15 protein-coding genes and 2 tRNA genes are annotated in these 15498 nt (G+C 74.2%); 7 read left to right on the forward strand and 10 right to left on the reverse strand.

The genetic code is table 11. From position 1 onward, the window contains the following. Nucleotides 1–56: 56 nt before the first annotated feature. The 4 genes from ACI795_RS16350 to ACI795_RS16365 form a co-directional block, all read right to left on the reverse strand. On the reverse strand, nt 57–686 hold the full coding sequence (locus ACI795_RS16350; protein WP_457076598.1) for an ATP-dependent Clp protease proteolytic subunit: 630 nt from the start codon (nt 684–686) through the stop codon (nt 57–59). 17 nt (nt 687–703) lie between these two features. Beyond that, nucleotides 704–1345 (reverse strand): ATP-dependent Clp protease proteolytic subunit, encoded by a 642-nt coding sequence (locus ACI795_RS16355; RefSeq protein WP_457076599.1) that lies wholly within the window; start codon nt 1343–1345, stop codon nt 704–706. 270 nt (nt 1346–1615) lie between these two features. Continuing rightward, a complete protein-coding gene (tig, locus tag ACI795_RS16360) occupies nt 1616–3055 on the reverse strand; it encodes a trigger factor (RefSeq protein WP_457076600.1) in 1440 nt (479 codons plus the stop codon). A gap of 88 nt (nt 3056–3143) precedes the next feature. Next, nucleotides 3144–3217, reverse strand: a tRNA-Pro gene (locus tag ACI795_RS16365). A 63-nt stretch (nt 3218–3280) separates the two neighbouring features. On the opposite strand from ACI795_RS16365, the gene ACI795_RS16370 reads away from it, so the two are divergent. Next, nucleotides 3281–3354, forward strand: a tRNA-Gly gene (locus ACI795_RS16370). 7 nt (nt 3355–3361) lie between these two features. Here the strand turns inward: ACI795_RS16370 and ACI795_RS16375 are convergent. Then, nucleotides 3362–3976 (reverse strand): TetR/AcrR family transcriptional regulator, encoded by a 615-nt coding sequence (locus tag ACI795_RS16375; protein WP_457076601.1) that lies wholly within the window; start codon nt 3974–3976, stop codon nt 3362–3364. 136 nt (nt 3977–4112) lie between these two features. Between ACI795_RS16375 and ACI795_RS16380 the strand changes: the two genes are divergently transcribed. Continuing rightward, on the forward strand, nt 4113–6317 hold the full coding sequence (locus ACI795_RS16380; protein ID WP_457076602.1) for an MMPL family transporter: 2205 nt from the start codon (nt 4113–4115) through the stop codon (nt 6315–6317). Nucleotides 6318–6420: 103 nt separating this feature from the next. Here the strand turns inward: ACI795_RS16380 and ACI795_RS16385 are convergent, their stop codons facing one another. Together ACI795_RS16385 and ACI795_RS16390 are read right to left on the reverse strand one after the other, a co-directional pair. Next, nucleotides 6421–7437 (reverse strand): sigma-70 family RNA polymerase sigma factor, encoded by a 1017-nt coding sequence (locus ACI795_RS16385; RefSeq protein ID WP_457076603.1) that lies wholly within the window; start codon nt 7435–7437, stop codon nt 6421–6423. Nucleotides 7438–7513: 76 nt separating this feature from the next. Next, complete coding sequence (locus ACI795_RS16390) at nt 7514–9271, reverse strand: hypothetical protein (RefSeq protein ID WP_457076604.1); 1758 nt, start codon at nt 9269–9271, stop codon at nt 7514–7516. A gap of 254 nt (nt 9272–9525) precedes the next feature. Between ACI795_RS16390 and ACI795_RS16395 the strand changes: the two genes are divergently transcribed. Further along, the gene (locus ACI795_RS16395) at nt 9526–10842 is read left to right on the forward strand and encodes a sensor histidine kinase (RefSeq protein WP_457076605.1); all 1317 of its coding nucleotides are present in this window, start codon (nt 9526–9528) and stop codon (nt 10840–10842) included. After that, a complete protein-coding gene (locus ACI795_RS16400; protein WP_457076606.1) occupies nt 10839–11495 on the forward strand; it encodes a response regulator in 657 nt (218 codons plus the stop codon). Before ACI795_RS16395 ends, ACI795_RS16400 begins: the two co-directional genes overlap by 4 nt. Nucleotides 11496–11512: 17 nt before the next feature. Here ACI795_RS16400 and ACI795_RS16405 read toward each other — a convergent pair whose 3' ends face one another. Further along, nucleotides 11513–11827, reverse strand: coding sequence for a hypothetical protein (locus ACI795_RS16405; RefSeq protein WP_457076607.1), 315 nt, complete (start codon nt 11825–11827; stop codon nt 11513–11515). Between the two features lie 169 nt (nt 11828–11996). Here ACI795_RS16405 and ACI795_RS16410 point away from each other — a divergent pair, with 169 nt between their 5' ends. Next, the gene (locus ACI795_RS16410; protein ID WP_457076608.1) at nt 11997–12293 is read left to right on the forward strand and encodes an MMPL family transporter; all 297 of its coding nucleotides are present in this window, start codon (nt 11997–11999) and stop codon (nt 12291–12293) included. 9 nt (nt 12294–12302) lie between these two features. Beyond that, a complete protein-coding gene (locus ACI795_RS16415) occupies nt 12303–13547 on the forward strand; it encodes a GNAT family N-acetyltransferase (protein WP_457076609.1) in 1245 nt (414 codons plus the stop codon). 73 nt (nt 13548–13620) lie between these two features. Here the strand turns inward: ACI795_RS16415 and ACI795_RS16420 are convergent, their stop codons facing one another. Beyond that, nucleotides 13621–14211, reverse strand: coding sequence for a hypothetical protein (locus ACI795_RS16420; RefSeq protein ID WP_457076610.1), 591 nt, complete (start codon nt 14209–14211; stop codon nt 13621–13623). A 10-nt stretch (nt 14212–14221) separates the two neighbouring features. Further along, nucleotides 14222–14707, reverse strand: a complete 486-nt coding sequence (locus ACI795_RS16425) for a ribose-5-phosphate isomerase (protein WP_457076611.1) — start codon at nt 14705–14707, stop codon at nt 14222–14224. Here ACI795_RS16425 and ACI795_RS16430 point away from each other — a divergent pair. After that, nucleotides 14706–15422 (forward strand): DUF429 domain-containing protein, encoded by a 717-nt coding sequence (locus tag ACI795_RS16430; RefSeq protein ID WP_457076612.1) that lies wholly within the window; start codon nt 14706–14708, stop codon nt 15420–15422. The two genes, ACI795_RS16425 and ACI795_RS16430, sit on opposite strands and share 2 nt — an antisense overlap. The last annotated feature ends 76 nt before the right edge of the window (nt 15423–15498 follow it).

The following is a 15498-nucleotide window of genomic DNA, read 5'->3' on the forward strand; positions in this document are numbered from 1 at the left end:
ACGGTACGGGCCGGGGACGCGACACGCGCGGCCCCGGCCCGCCCCGATCGGATCGATCAGGCCGGCAGCGCGTTGAGCTTCCGGCTGGCGATGACCTGGTCCACGATCCCGTACTCCTTGGCCTGCTCGGCCGTGAGGATCTTGTCCCGGTCGATGTCCTTGCGGACCTGGTCCTGGGTCTGGCCGGTGTGCCGGGCCAGGATCTGCTCCATCTGGGTCCGCACCCGCTCGATCTCGGCGGCGTGGATCTCCAGGTCGGTGACCTGACCGCCGGCCTCGCCGGAGGGCTGGTGGATCAGCACCCGGGAGTAGGGCAGCGCCAGGCGCTTGCCCGGCGTCCCGGCCGCGAGCAGGACGGCGGCCGCGGAGGCGGCCTGGCCCATGCAGACGGTCTGGATGTCGGGCCGGACGAACATCATCGTGTCGTAGATCGCCGTCAGCGCGGTGAACGAGCCACCGGGCGAGTTGATGTACATGGTGATGTCGCGGTCGGGGTCGTTGGACTCCAGCGTGATCAGCTGGGCCATGACGTCGTTCGCCGACGCGTCGTCGACCTGCACCCCGAGGAAGATGATGCGCTCCTCGAAGAGCTTGTTGTACGGGTTGCTCTCCTTCATGCCGTAGCTCGTGCGCTCCACGAAGGAGGGCAGGATGTACCGGCTCGAAGGCATCTGGAAGTCGCTCATGTCAGTCCTCCGACCGTTCAGTTCTCGGTGACCGGGTTGTCGGTCTGCGTGGTGCTGGCGGCCCGGGTCACCACGTGGTCGACGAAGCCGTACTCGAGGGCCTCCTGCGCGGTGAACCAGCGGTCGCGGTCGGAGTCCTTCTCGATCTGCTCGACCGTCTGCCCGGTGAACTGCGCCTGCAGCTCGTTGAGCTGCTTCTTCGTGTTGCGGAACAGCTCGGCCTGGATGGCGATGTCGGAGGCGGTGCCACCGACGCCGGCGGAGGGCTGGTGCATCAGGATCCGCGTGTGCGGCAGCGAGTAGCGCTTGCCCTTGGTGCCCGCGGTCAGAAGGAACTGGCCCATCGAGGCGGCCAGGCCCATCGCGTAGGTGGCGACGTCACAGTCGATGAACTGCATCGTGTCGAAGATCGCCATGCCGGCGGTCACCGAGCCACCGGGCGAGTTGATGTACAGGTGGATGTCGCGGGTGGGGTCCTCGGCGGAGAGCAGCAGCATCTGCGCGGCGAGCTGGTTGGCGATCACGTCGTCGACCTGGCTGCCCAGGAAGATGATCCGCTCACGCAGCAGGCGCTCGTAGACCGAGTCGTTGAGGTTCATCCCCCCGGCGGCCGCACGCAGCAGCGGCATGCTCGCCAGGTTCGGGTCTGTGGTGCTCACGGGTGCGGTGACCTCCGTAGGACTGCGGTGCAGTCGGGCTCGTGGAACGGGTGGGTCGGTGGTCTCGGTGCGGTCGCGGCCCCCGCCGACGGGTGTCGGGCGGTGGTCACGCGGTGACCGCCTCGGTGTCACGTCGACCCTAACGCGCACCCCCGACGCCTTCCTCCCGGTCCGGGCCGGTGTTCGCCGTGGGCGCAGCAGACCCGGCGGGAACGACAGCGCCGCCCGCACCCGGGGCGGGTGCGGGCGGCGCTGGGCGACCGGTGGAGGTCAGGCCTTGGCGGCAGCCTCGTCGTCGGTGGCGTCGGCCTCGGCGGTGTCGGCCTCGGCGGTGTCGGCCTCGGTGGTGTCGGCCTCGGTGGTGTCGGCCTCGCCGGCGGCCACCGTCGTCGGGCGCAGCGCCTCGAGGTCGACCACGTTGCCCGACGCGTCGGTGATCGTGGTCTGCTCGAGCAGCTGGGCCAGCGCCTTGGTGCGGCGCACGTCGGCGACGAACTCGGCGATGTTGTTGCCCTGCTGCAGCTGCTGCGCGTACTGCTCCGGGCTCATCCGGTTGCGCTGGGCCTGGGCCATGATCTGCGCCGACAGGTCCTCGTTGTCGACGGTGACCTCACGGGCGTCGGCGATCGAGTCCAGCAGGAACTGGGTCTTGACGGCCTTCTCGACGTTCTCGCGCATCTCGGCGTCGTAGGCCTCGCGGCCGCCCTCGATGCCGGCGGCGGAGAAGTAGGCGTCCCAGTCCATGCCGGCCTGGAGCAGCTCGCGCTCCATCGACTGGGCACGGAAGGCCAGCTCCTGCTCGACCAGCTTCTCCGGCACCGGGACCTCGGTGGACTCGATCAGGTGCTCGACCAGCTTGTCGCGGGCCTGGGCGCCCTGCTGCAGGACCTTGGTGCGCTTCAGCCGGGTGCGGACGTCGTCCTGCAGCTCGGCCAGGGTGTCGAACTCGCTGGCGATCGAGGCGAACTCGTCGTCCAGCTCCGGCAGCTCCTTGGCCTTGACCGAGCGCACCGTGACGGTGACCTCGGCCTCCTGGCCGGCGTCCGGGCCGTTGAGCAGCGGGGTGGTGAAGGTGGCGCTCTCGTCGGCGGAGAGCCCGCGGACGGCCTCGTCCAGGCCGTTCATCAGGTTGCCGGAGCCGACCTCGTAGGACATGCCGGTGGTGCTGCCGTCCTCGAGCACCTCGCCGTTCAGCTTCGCCTCGAGGTCGATGGAGACGTAGTCGCCGTCCTCGGCGGCCCGCTCGACACCGGTGAGGGTGGCGAACCGCTCGCGCATGACGGAGATCTGCTGCTCGATCTCCTCGTCGGTGACCTCGACGTCGTCGACGGTGACGGCGAGGGAGTCCAGGGCGGGCAGCTCCAGCTCGGGGGCGACGTCCACCTCGGCGGTGAAGGCCAGCAGCTCGCCGTCCTCGAGGCGGGTGACCTCGACCTCGGGCTGGGCGATGACGCGGATCTGGCTCTCCCGGATCGCCTCGGAGTAGACCTCCGGGACGGCGTGCTGGACGACCTGCTCCAGCACGACGGGACGGCCGATCCGCTGGTCGATCACGCGGTTGGGCACCTTGCCCGGGCGGAACCCGGGGATGCGGACCTGGTTGCGCAGCTCCTTGTAGACCTCGCCGAAGGCGTGGTCGAGGTCGCTCCACGGCACCTCGATCGCGAGCCGGACCCGGGTCGGGCCCAGGTTCTCGATGGTGCTCTTCACAGCGCAGCGCTCCTCGTGATGGGGACAGGCGGGTGGGCGGCGCCGGCGGCGCCGCAACTCCCCCGAGTCTAGAGACGTCGTCGGGCGGTCGGGGTGGCGGGATTTGAACCCACGGCCCCCCGCTCCCAAAGCGGGTGCGCTACCAAGCTGCGCCACACCCCGTGGCCGCCTGAGTGTAGGCACCCCGGCCACCCGGTACCCTGTGCGGGCACCGCGAGGTGCACTGCGGGTGTAGCTCAATGGCAGAGCCCCAGCCTTCCAAGCTGGCCATGCCGGTTCGATCCCGGTCACCCGCTCCACGACCGCTCAGGGAGCCTCGCTCCGCGACCGGTCACGGCGACGGACGGCCTTCCGGTACCCGGCGGACAGGTGCGCGCCCAGCTCGGCGAGCTCCTCGCGCAGCCACTCGTCGGACGCCTCCGGTGGCGCAGCCATGAGCGCCCCGGCCAGCGCCTGCAGCGTCGCCGCGCCCCAGACCGTCCCGAGTGCGTCCCCGTCGCCCCCGAGCAGCATCGCCTCGACCCGCCCGCGCAACCGGGCCCCCTTCTCCAGCATGGCGGGACGGCTCATCGCGGTGGCGTCCCGCGTCAGGTACGCGGCGACCCGGCGGTGCCGCAGCAGGTAGTCCACGTACCGGGCGATCTGCACCCCCTGCCCGCGCTGGGCGTGCAGGCCGGACTCCGCCAGCGCGAACAGCTCCTCGAAGGCCGGCTCCACCAGAGCCAGCAGGATCTCGTCCTTGGTGTGGAAGTGGTAGTAGACGGCCGCCTTGGTGACCCCCAGCCGAGTAGCGATGTCCTGGAGGCTGGTCCCCTCGAACCCGTGCTCGCTGAACAGCTCGAGCGCGGCGTCGAGCACCCGTTGCGCACCGGCCGACCGGCCCTCGGCGGTCACACTCCCCGGGGATCCCGCGCTCGTCACCAGCACAGCCTAGTTCCCGGCCACGTGATCGGACTCATGCCTTACCTAGCCGATCGGCTAGTAGTCTCCCTGCCGAACGGCTAGGTGGCACACCCGAGCCACCCGGCGTCGACCCCCGAACCCCTGGAGCGCACCCGTGGCCGTCCTCCTCCACCGTCTCGGACGCTGGGCCTTCCACCGCCGCTGGACCGTCCTCGGCGCCTGGGTCCTCGCGCTCGCCGTGCTCGGGGGCCTGGCCGGCGCCTTCAGCCGCGACGCCGACGCGCAGCTGACCATCCCGGGCGTCGAGTCGGTCACCGCGCTGGAGACGCTCCAGGAGCGTTTCCCCGGCGGCGGGGCCGGCGGAGCCACCGCCCGCATCGTGTTCGCCGCCCCCGAGGGGGGCGCGGTGACCGACCCGCAGCTCACCGCCGCCATCCAGCAGGCGGTCGCCGAGGCGGCCGACGCCGAGCAGGTGGCCGCGGTCAGCGACCCGTTCCGGACCCAGGGCGTCTCCCCCGACGGCTCGATCGCCTACGCCACCGTCACCTACGGCGTGCAGGTCGACGAGATCACCGACGACGCGCGGGCCCAGCTGCTCGACGTCGCCGAGGCCCCCGAGGACGCCGGCCTGCAGGTCGAGTTCGGCGGCGAGGCCACCCAGGCGATCCCGGAGCAGGGCGCGGCAGAGGCGATCGGCGTCCTGGTCGCCCTCGTCGTCCTCGCCGTCACCTTCGGCTCGCTGCTGGCTGCCGGCCTCCCGCTGCTCACCGCGCTGATCGGGGTCGGCGCGGGCATGGCCGGCGTGCTCGCGCTCTCCGCCGTCGTCGACCTGACCGCCACCACGCCGACGCTCGGCCTGATGATCGGTCTGGCCGTGGGCATCGACTACGCGCTGTTCATCAGCATCCGGCACAAGGAGCAGCTCGCCACCGGCGTGCCGGCACGGGAGTCCGCCGGCCGGGCGGTCGGCACCGCGGGGAGCGCGGTCGTCTTCGCCGGCCTGACGGTCATGATCGCCCTCGCCGGGCTGACCGTCGTCGGCATCCCGTTCCTCACCACGATGGGCCTCGTCGCCGCCGGCATGGTCGGCGTCGCCGTCCTGGTCGCCCTCACCCTCGTGCCCGCCCTGCTCGGGTTCGCCGGGGAGGGGTTCAACCGCTGGGCGGTCCCGGGGCTGCGCCGCCGGCAGACGGCGCTGGCTGCCGGCGACTCGGCCGGCACCCGCTGGGCCCGCACGGTGACCCGGCGCCCGGTCGCGGTCCTGCTGGCCGCCGTGGTGGGGCTCGGTGTCATCGCGCTGCCGGCCCTGGACCTGCGCCTGGGGGTGCCCACCGACGGCGACCTCGGTACGGGGACCACCCAGCGCCAGGCCTACGACCTGCTCGCCGAGGGCTTCGGCCCGGGCTTCAACGGCCCGCTGACCGTGGTCGTCGACGCGACCGGTGCCGAGGACCCGCAGGCCGCGTTCGCCGAGACGGCTGCCGCCGTCGGTGAGCTGGACGGCGTCGCCGTCGTGGCACCGCCGACCCCGAACCCGAGCGGCGACACCGCGATCCTCTCGGTCATCCCCGACGAGGGACCGTCCACGGCCGGGACAGAGGACCTCGTCGGCGACATCCGCGACCTGCGCGCCGACCTCACCGCGCGCACCGGCGCGGAGCTCGCGGTCACCGGCAACACGGCGCTGGGCATCGACATCTCCGAGAAGCTCGCCGCCGCGCTCCCGGTGTTCCTCGCCGTCGTCGTCGGGCTGGCGTTTCTGCTGCTGATGCTCGCCTTCCGGTCGATCCTGGTGCCGATCAAGGCGACGCTGGGCTTCCTGCTCAGCCTGGCCGCCACCTTCGGCGCCCTGGTGGCGGTGTTCCAGTGGGGCTGGCTGGCCGACCTGCTCGGCGTCGAGCAGACCGGCCCGGTGCTGAGCTTCCTGCCGATCCTGCTCATCGGCCTGCTGTTCGGGCTGGCCATGGACTACGAGGTCTTCCTGGTCAGCCGGATGCGGGAGGAGCACGTGCACGGCGCGGAGCCGCGCGAGGCGGTCATCGGTGGCTTCCGCCACGGGGCCCGGGTGGTGACCGCTGCGGCACTGATCATGGGTTCGGTGTTCGGCGGCTTCATCCTCGGCCACGACGCGACCATCAAGAGCATCGGTTTCGCCCTCGCGTTCGGCGTGCTGGTGGACGCCTTCGTCGTGCGCATGGCCATCGTGCCGGCGGTGATGACGCTGCTGGGCCGCCGCGCCTGGTACCTGCCGCGCTGGCTGGACCGCGCCCTGCCCGACGTCGACATCGAGGGCGCGGCCCTCGAGCGCCGGGGTGCCTCGACGGGCGCCGAGGACGAGCTGGTCCCTGCCCAGCGCTGAGGCGCCGCACCACCCGCGCCGCCGGGTGGTGCGGCCGTCCAGCGAGCAGACCACGGCGCACGGGAGGGTCGAGCCCCCTACCGACCCCGGCCGGCCGGCCGACTCATCGACCGGCCGGCACCGGGTTCCGCGGCAGGCCGAAGAGCTCGAACAACCGCGGCCCGAGGAACGCCGTCGTCCGCACGACCAGGCCGTCCCGGAACTCCAGGGCGTGCACCGCCCACGGCTCGAACGACCCACCCGGGCCGCTGGGCCGCCACTGGGCGAAGGCCGGGTTGCCGTTCATCTCCAGCGGCACCACGTGCGAACCCCGGCAGCCGTGGCCGGGGCCGAGGTACCAGGTGGCGATGTCGGCGGAGCCGCGCAGCCACATGGCGTACGGCGGCATGTCCATCACCGCGTCCTCGTGCAGCAGCGCCACCAGCGCCTCGACGTCGTAGCGCTCGAACGCGTCGAGGTAGCGGGCCAGCAGCTCGGTGTGCTCGGCGGCGACCTCCGGAGCAGGGGGCTCCTCGGCGGCTCGGTGCGCGGCGAGCGTGGCCCGCGCCCGCTGCAGCGCGCTGTTCGCCGCCGCGACCGACGTCTCCAGCAGCCCGGCGACCTCGTCGGCCCGCCAGCGCAGCACGTCGCGCAGGATCAGCACCGCCCGCTGCTTCGGCGGCAGGTGTTGCAGCGCGGCGATGAACGCCAGCTTGACCGACTCCCGCTGCACGGCGAGCTCGGCCGGGTCGGCACCGGTCGGCAGCACCTGGCGGTCCAGCGCGGGCTGGATCCACGCCCCGTCGGGCAGCACGCCGGCCAGTGACTCCACCACCGGCGGGCTCGGCTCACCGCCGGACAGGTCGACCGGCAGCGCGCGCCGCTTGCGCCCGTCGAGGGCGTCGAGGCAGACGTTGGTGGCGATCCGGTAGAGCCAGGACCGCAGCGCGCCGGCCCCCTGGAGACGGTCCAGGGAGCGCCAGGCGCGGACCATCGTCTCCTGCACCGCGTCCTCGGCGTCGAAGGACGAGCCCAGCATCCGGTAGCAGTACCCGGTCAGCTCGCGGCGGTGCTCGGCCAGGCGTGGCTCGAGTTCGGCCGCCTGCTCCGCGCTGGTCTGTTCGGCCACCACACCGGTCATCGCACCGCTCCTGCCCTCGTCGGACGCTCGCGGCTGATCCTGCCGGGGAGCACCGACAGAACCAAGGGGCCGACCGCTACTGGTAGGTGACCAGCTCCGGCGTCGGGTGCACCTGCTCGATGGTCTCCCGGGGGGAGATCATCGGGACGTCCTCGTCGATGAAGTTCTTCCAGCCCCAGTAGAGCGGCTCCGGGGCGTTGCGGTGCAGCACCTCCCAGGTGTCCTGCTTGGCCGGCTGGGAGCCCTGCCCGTCGACGTGCACCAGGATCGCCAGCTCGTCGCGGGAGGTGTCCAGCCGCTCCCGGTCGATGATCATGCGCACCTGGAACTGGTGCAGCACCAGCAGCTTCTGCGGCAGCGCGTTCTCCCGGGTCAGGTCGGCCAGCCAGGTGACGACCTGGTTGACCTCGTCGATGCCGACCTGGCCGATCTGGCGCAGGTGCACCTCGTTCGGCTCCAGCCGCCACTCCGGGTCCAGCGCCAGGCCGACGTAGGGCAGCTCCAGCAGCGGCTGGTACTGCTTGGCCTGGGTGAGGAAGTCGGTGCGGCCCGGCTGCAGGTCCAGCACGACGTAGAGCCCCGCCTCACCGGCGGCCTCGACCCACGGGCGCAGCGTCTCGACGTCCTGCTCCGCGGAGTAGTTGCCGTCCGGCCCGGCGCTCGCCGAGGCGACCGTGGCGATGATCTCGAAGGTCGGCACGACGGTGGTGTCGACCAGCGGCCGGTACTCGTCGGCGTACTGCTTCGCCCGCTCGATCGCGCCGGGCAGGTCCTGCTCGCCCAGCAGACCGAGCGCGCCGCTGCCCGGGATGCCGTAGAGGGCGATGAGGGTGTGCTCCGGGAACAGCAGCTGCCCGCCGCCGGGCAGCTGGCTGCCGCTGGCCGCGGTGTCCAGCTTCCACTCCAGCCCCGGCTCGGCGCCGAGGTCGGCGCCCAGGACGACGACCGACGGCTCGGCCGCCAGCCGGTCGACCAGCTCGGCCGACGACCGCGGGTCGGTGCCCTCGAGCACCTGGACCTCGGTCCCGGCCGCCCGTGCCGTGGCGACCCCGGCGAGGGCATCGGCGCCGCCGCTGGTCAGCACCAGGGTGTCCGCCAACGGCTCACCGCGGCCGAACTCCGGCAGCGGGTCGGGCAGCTCGGTCTCCTCGGCCGCGGAGGACGACGCCGCGGAGGACGACGCCGCTGAGGACGACGCCGCGGAGGACGACGCCGCAGCCGAGGACGACGAGGGGGCGGCCGAGCCGTCCGCCTGCTCCTCCGCCCCCGGCTCCTCGGCGGCCGGCTCCAGCGCGGCGATCGACTCCGGGTCCAGGGCGGCGACGGCGGCGACCCGGCCGTCGGCGGCGACCGGCTCGGCGCCCGCCAGGTCCAGCCCCGTCACCTCGCCCACGGCGTCCGGGTCAGCGGGCACGGAGCGCAGGTCGTCGACGCCCTCCACCGAGGCGTCGCCGACGGCGAGCACCGTCTCGGCACCGAGCCGGTCCAGCTCCGGAGCGAGGACGTCGTCGGCACCGGTCCCGTCGTCGAGGAGCAGCGGCACGCCCAGGCCGACCGCGGCCGAGGCGCCGAGCAGCTGCGCGGCGGTGTCGTCCGCGTCGGCGAGGACGACGACGGGCGAGCTGCGGAACAGCGCCCGGCTGGTCGAGACGGCGGAGGCGACCGGGTCGGCGTCGGTGACCAGGGTCCGTGGCGCGTCGGGCGCCGCGGTGACCGCCGCTGCGACGTCGTCCGAGCCCTCGGCGGCTGGATCGTCGGAGGCGTCCCCGCCGGTGCACCCGGCGAGGAGGACGAGGGCCAGGGCGGCGGACGGGACGGCGGCGGCGGGGCGCATGGCCTTCTTCCTGCACCCGTGGCGGCGGGGAACCGGGGTCCCCGTCGGCGCGCGGGCACGATTGCGGTCGGCAGTGGCCCCGACACTAGAGCCCCCCGCCCACCCGGCCCACAGCGGCGACGGTGCTGGACTGCGGATCCGGCGGCCTGGATCATCGCCGCCGAGATGGACACGGACAGGTCGGGCCAGCCCGAAGGTACGACGGCCAGCCTGCGGGCTCGGCGCGGGCCCGCAGGCCGACCAGGCTGGTCGGCATGATCACCGACACCGCCGTCGCCACGGCCGGACGGCCCGACCGGCTCCCCCGTCGCGGCTGGTGGCGGCAGCTCGGCGTCGACACCGGGTACGTGCTGGTCAACTTCTGGTTATCGATCCTCGCGTTCGTCCTGGTGGTCACCCTGCTGACCGTCGGGGTGGTCACCCTGGGCATCTGGGTCGGGCTCCCGGTCCTGGTGCTGGCCCTGCTGGTCGCCCGCGGCTTCGCGGCGGTGGAGCGGAGGCAACTGCCCGACGTCCTGCGGAGGGAGCTGCCCCGACCGGTCTACCGGCGCACACAGGCGGACGCCTCGCTGATTCGTCGGCTGATCGCGCCGCTGCGCGACCCGCAGTCCTGGCTCGACGTCCTGCACGCCGTGCTGCACATGACCGTGTCGATCCCGGTCTTCGTCGTGACGGTCGTCTGGTGGGCGATCGCACTGGCCGGTCTGACCTCCATGACATGGGACTGGTCGATCCCCTACGGCGGGGCGGACCAACCGGAGAACTACACGCTGCCCGAGCTCCTCGGACTGGCCGACACCTCCACCAACCGGGTGCTGCTCTACACCGCGATCGGCGTGGTGTTCGCCCTCACCCTGCCCTTCGTCGTCCGCGGCTGTGCGCTCGCCGAGGCGCAGCTGGGCCGCGGCCTGCTCACCTGGCGGGGCGAGGCGCAGGCGGAGATCGGCCGGCTGAGCCAGGGCCGGGACGCCGCGGTCGCCGCCGAGGCGGTGGCGCTGCGCCGCCTGGAGCGGGACATCCACGACGGCCCCCAGCAGCGGCTGGTGCGGCTGAGCATGGACCTGCACCGGGCCGAGCGGATGCTCGAGCGCGACCCGGCGGGCGCCCGGACCACCCTGCGGGAGGCGGCTGAGCAGACCCGGGAGACGCTCGAGGAGCTCCGCGCGCTGTCCCGCGGCATCGCCCCACCGGTGCTCGCCGACCGCGGGCTGGCCGCAGCGCTCGCTGCCGTCGCCGCCCGCTCCCCGGTGCCGGTCGAGCTCGCCGTCGACCTCGCGCCCGGGCAGCGACTCGCCCCGGCCGTCGAGAACTCCGCCTACTTCCTGGTCAGCGAGGCGCTGGCCAACGCCGCCAAGCACAGCGAGGCCACCGTCGCCCGGGTGACCGTGGTGCGCCAGGCCGGCCGGCTGCGCGTCGAGGTGGAGGACGACGGCCGCGGCGGGGCCGTCCTCGCCCCCGGTCACGGGCTGGCCGGGCTCGCCGACCGGCTGCGCGCGGTGGACGGCGTGCTCGCGGTGGACAGCCCCCGCGGCGGACCCACCCGGCTGATCGGAGACCTCCCGTGTCCATGACCACTCCCCGCCGCGTCGTCCTCGCCGAGGACTCGGTGCTGCTCCGCGAAGGTCTGATCCGGCTGCTCGAGGAGGCCGGCGCCGAGGTCGTCGCCGCCGTCGCCGACGGGCCCAGCCTGGTGCGCGCGGTCGTCGGGCACCGGCCCGACGTCGCCGTCGTCGACGTCCGGATGCCCCCGACGCACACCGACGAGGGCCTGCGCGCCGCGGTCGAGGCGCGCCGCGTCGTCCCGTCGACGGCGGTGCTGGTGCTCAGCCAGTACGTCGAGGTCGCCTACGCCGACGAGCTGCTCGCCGACGGTGCGGGCGGGGTGGGCTACCTGCTCAAGGACCGGGTGGCCCAGGTCGAGCAGTTCCTCACCGCGCTGGACGACGTCGTCTCCGGCGGCACCGTCCTCGACCCCCAGGTGGTCGCCCAGCTGTTCGCCCGCCGCCGGCGGGACGACCCCGTGCAGTCGCTGTCCCCGCGGGAGCGGGAGGTGCTGGGGCTGATCGCCGAGGGGCACTCCAACGCCGCGATCGCCCGCCGGCTGGTCGTCACCCAGGGTGCGGTGGAGAAGCACACCCAGCACATCTTCGCCAAGCTCGGCCTGGCCCAGGACGAGGACCAGCACCGCCGGGTGATGGCGACGCTGGCCTACCTGCGCAGCTGAGCCGTCCGCACGGCGGGTCAGCCCGCCGTGCGGACGGTCACGGCCCCCGCGCTGCTGCGGGCCTCCACGACCCGCGGCGACGCCGGGTCCTGCGGCACCTCGACGGCCACGCTGCCGGCGGACGTCGACGGCCGGACGTCGTAGCGGGTGCCGTCGTCGGGCAGGACGACGGTCACCGCGCCTGCGCTCGACGTCGCGGTCAGCCGCGTCACGGGCGCGACGGCCGACACGGTCACCGACCCCGCGGAGCTCTCGGCCACCACCACGTCGGCGTCGACGCCGGTCGCCGACACCCGGCCCGCGCCGCTGTGCAGCGCCAGCTCCCCGGTCACGCCCTCGACCACCACCTCCCCGGCACCGGCAGGCCCGCGGGCACCCGGAGGGTCAGGTCGGTCGACGAGGTCCACATCAGCTGCGGCCCGGGGCACTCCGTCCCCACCAGGAGCCGCCCGCCGGTGAGGTCGGCCGAGTGCTGAGGTCGGCATCCCGCTGCGGCTGGCGGTGCCCACCGGCGTCTCCCGCTCCGCCGGCGTGGTCACCAGCGCCGCGGTGGTGATGGTGGCGGTGTTCAGCATCTTCGCCACGCTGTCGATGCTGGAGTTCAAGCAGCTGGGGGTCGGCCTGGCGGTCGCCGTCCTGGTCGACGCGGCGCTGGTCCGCGGAGTGCTGCTGCCGGCCACGATGGCGGCGCTGGGCGAGCGGACCTGGTGGGTGCCGCGCTGGCTGCGCTGGCTGCCGGCACCGGTGCACCGACGGTCGGGCGGAACTGGTTGGCGGATCGTCACCCCGGCCCGGTAGACAGCTCCCGTGACCGATCTGGCCGACCAGCTGCGACCCATCACCGCCGACGAGTGGCCGGGTTTCGCCCGGTCGATGCGCACCACCTTCGCCGAGGAGCACAGCGGTCCGTACCTGGACGAGCCCTCGCCCGTCGCCGAGCTGGACCGGTCGCTGGCGCTGTTCGACGGCGACCGGGTCGCCGCCACCTCCGGCATCTTGAGCCTGGAGATGACGGTGCCGGGCGGGGCGGCGGTGCCGACGGCGGGCATCACCTGGATCACCGTCTCCCCCACCCACCGCCGCCGCGGCGTGCTGAACGCGATCATGCGCCGGCAGCTCGACGAGGTGCACGCCGCCGGCCGCGAGCCGGTCGCCGCGCTGTGGGCCGCCGAGGCGCCGATCTACGGCCGGTTCGGCTACGCCCCGGCCACCTGGCGGGGCGGGTGGTCCGGCGCCACCGAGCGCCTGCGGCTGCGGCCGGACGTCGACTGCGGCACCGGCACCCTGCGCCTGGTCGACGAGGCGGAGTTCCGCGCCGCCGCCGTCCCGCTGCACGACGCGCTGCGGCGGTGGGTGCCGGGCAACATGGCCCGCGACGACCGCTGGTGGGACCGCCGGCTGGTCGAGCGCCCCGAGGACACCAAGGGCGGCCCGCCGCGCCAGCACGTGCTGCACGTCGAGGGCGACGGCACCGTCACCGGCTACGCGACGTACCGGGTCCGGGCCGCCTGGAGCGCGGCCGGGGAGCCGGAGGGCACGCTGACCGTCACCGAGGTCCGGGCCGCCACCCCGAGCGCCTACGCCGCGCTGTGGCGGTACCTGCTCTCGGTCGACCTGGTGCGCACCGTCGAGGCGCCCGACGCCTCGGCCGACGACCCGCTGCGCCACCTGCTGGTCGACCCGCGCGCCTGGCACGCCCGCCCGGTCGACGCGCTGTGGGTGCGGCTGGTCGACGTCGGCGCGGCGCTGTCGGCCCGCCGCTACCCGGCGCGGATCGACCTGGTGCTGGAGGTGCGCGATCCGTTCTGCGACTGGAACGACGGGCGCTGGCACCTGTGGGGCCACCCCGCCGGTGCCTTCTGCGACCGCACCGACCGCGACCCCGACCTGGTGATCGACGTCGAGGCGCTCTCCGCGGCATACCTGGGCGGGGTCTCGCTGGCCGCGCTGCAGGGCGCCGGCCGGGTGACCGAGATCAGCCCCGGCGCGGTCGTCGCCGCCTCGACGGCGTTCGGCTGGCCGACCGCGCCCTGGTGCCCCGACCACTTCTGATGGAGGACCACCTCTCCTCCCACGCCTCGCACGCTCGGCGCGCGGGCCCCTGAGAGGTGGCCGTTCCAGACCCTCACCGGGGCTGGGTGCCGTCCCACTCGTCGAGGGGGGCGCAGTGCCAGCGCCAGGAGGTGACCGGCTCCCGGCCGGGCAGCTCGCCCCGGCCGGTGGCCCACAGCAGCGCCGCCCACGGGTCGGCGTCCTCCGGGGCCCAGGGGAACAGCCGGGCCCGGGTCGCGGCGGCCAGCGCCGGCGGGGGTGCCCACGCCAGCCCCCGGTCCAGGGCGACGTCACCGGCGTGCAGCAGCAGCTCCGCGCAGCCCATCCCCGCGAAGCCCGAGGCGTCGGCCAGGCCCCAGTCGTGGAAGCCCCGCTCGCCCGGGCCGGCGGCGTCCACCACCCGGGCCAGCACCTCCGTGGCGGCGCGCAGCTGGGTGAGGACGTCGGCCAGCCCCGCGTCCGGCCGGCGCACCAGGTCGAAGGCGGTCGCCTCGTCGGTCCCGGCCACCAGGTCGGCGGCGTACCAGGTCAGGCACGAGGTGATGTGCGCGGCGACCCCGACCACGTCGGTGCCCAGGGTCGGCACCGGAGCCGCACCGTCGGGCACCCGGGTGAACAGCTCCCCGACCGCGGCGCCCGCGGCCCGCAGGTCGTCGCCGGTCACCGGGTCGCCGTCACGGGGTGTGGGTGGGCAGCCCGCCGGCCGGGCGGTGCCGGTCCCGCTCGTAGTCCGCGAGCAGCGCGATCCGGCGCGCGTGCCGCTCCTCGCCGCTGAACGGCTCGCGCAGGAAGGTCAGCACCAGCGCGGTGGCCTCCTCGACGGTGTGCTGCCGGCCGCCGACGGAGACCACGTTGGCGTCGTTGTGCTGACGGGCGAGCTTCGCGGTGCTGTCGTTCCACACCAGCGCCGCCCGGACCCCGGGCACCTTGTTCGCCGCGATCTGCTCGCCGTTGCCCGAGCCCCCGATCACCACGCCGAGCGTGCCCGGCTCAGTGACGACCCGCTCCCCCACCTCGAAGCAGAACGGCGGGTAGTCGTCCTGCGGGTCGTAGTCGAAGGCCCCGCAGTCGACGGGCTCGAAGCCCTCGTCGGCCAGCACCTGCATCAGGTGGGACTTCAGTTCGAGACCGGCGTGGTCGGTGCCCAGGAAGACGCGCATGCACCGATCTTCTCAGCACTGCTGGCAGGCTGGCCCGGTGGCGGTGCTCGGGGTCGACGGCTGGCGCGGGAAGTGGGTCGGCGCGCTGCTCGAGGGGCGCGGAGTGGAGCTGCAGGTGCTGGACGACGCGGCGGCGGTGCTCGCCGTGCCGGATGTCGCGGTGGTGGCCATCGACATGCCGATCGGGCTCTCCGACGACGGCGTCCGGGCCTGTGACCTGGCGGCCCGCGACCTGCTGCGGGCCACCGGCGCGGCCAGTTCCGTCTTCCCCTCCCCTGTCCGCGCGGTCCTGGCCACGGACGACTACGCGGAGGCCCGGCGGCTGTCCCGGGCAGCGACCGATGACCGGCGGGCCCCGTCCGCGCAGACCTTCATGCTGGTCCGCTCCATCCGCGCCCTGGACGACGCCCTCGGCGACCCGCCCACCGACCGGGTGGTCGAGGTGCACCCCGAGCTGGCCTTCCGGCTGGGCCTCGGCGGCGTGACCGACCGCAAGGGCACCGCGCGTGGCACGGTCCAGCGGCTGCGGGCCCTGCGCGCGGTGATGGACCTCGAGGAGGCGCTGGCCGGCGCGCCGGCCGGCGTCCCGGTGGTCGACGCGCTGGACGCCTGCGCCGCCGCCTGGTCGGCCCGGCGGATCGCCGCCGGCACCGCCGAGTGCGTGGGCGACGGGTCGCGGGACGCACGAGCTCGCCCGATGCGGATCTGCTGGTGACCGGGGGCGCCCTCCCCCCCGATCCGGTCCGGCATCGGCCATGATCGGGACCGGTCCAGCGCTGGCGACGGGAACG

This window comes from Modestobacter sp. SYSU DS0290 (genome assembly GCF_054050955.1).

Bases quoted from the DNA above. Each gene is read 5' to 3' on its own strand.
- ACI795_RS16395 (WP_457076605.1), top strand. From the start codon at position 9,526: ATGATCACCGACACCGCCGTCGCCACGGCCGGACGGCCCGACCGGCTC.
- ACI795_RS16350 (WP_457076598.1), bottom strand. From the start codon at position 686: ATGAGCGACTTCCAGATGCCTTCGAGCCGGTACATCCTGCCCTCCTTC.
- ACI795_RS16430 (WP_457076612.1), top strand. From the start codon at position 14,706: ATGCACCGATCTTCTCAGCACTGCTGGCAGGCTGGCCCGGTGGCGGTG.
- ACI795_RS16425 (WP_457076611.1), bottom strand. From the start codon at position 14,707: ATGCGCGTCTTCCTGGGCACCGACCACGCCGGTCTCGAACTGAAGTCC.
- ACI795_RS16390 (WP_457076604.1), bottom strand. From the start codon at position 9,271: ATGCGCCCCGCCGCCGCCGTCCCGTCCGCCGCCCTGGCCCTCGTCCTC.
- ACI795_RS16385 (WP_457076603.1), bottom strand. From the start codon at position 7,437: ATGACCGGTGTGGTGGCCGAACAGACCAGCGCGGAGCAGGCGGCCGAA.
- ACI795_RS16400 (WP_457076606.1), top strand. From the start codon at position 10,839: ATGACCACTCCCCGCCGCGTCGTCCTCGCCGAGGACTCGGTGCTGCTC.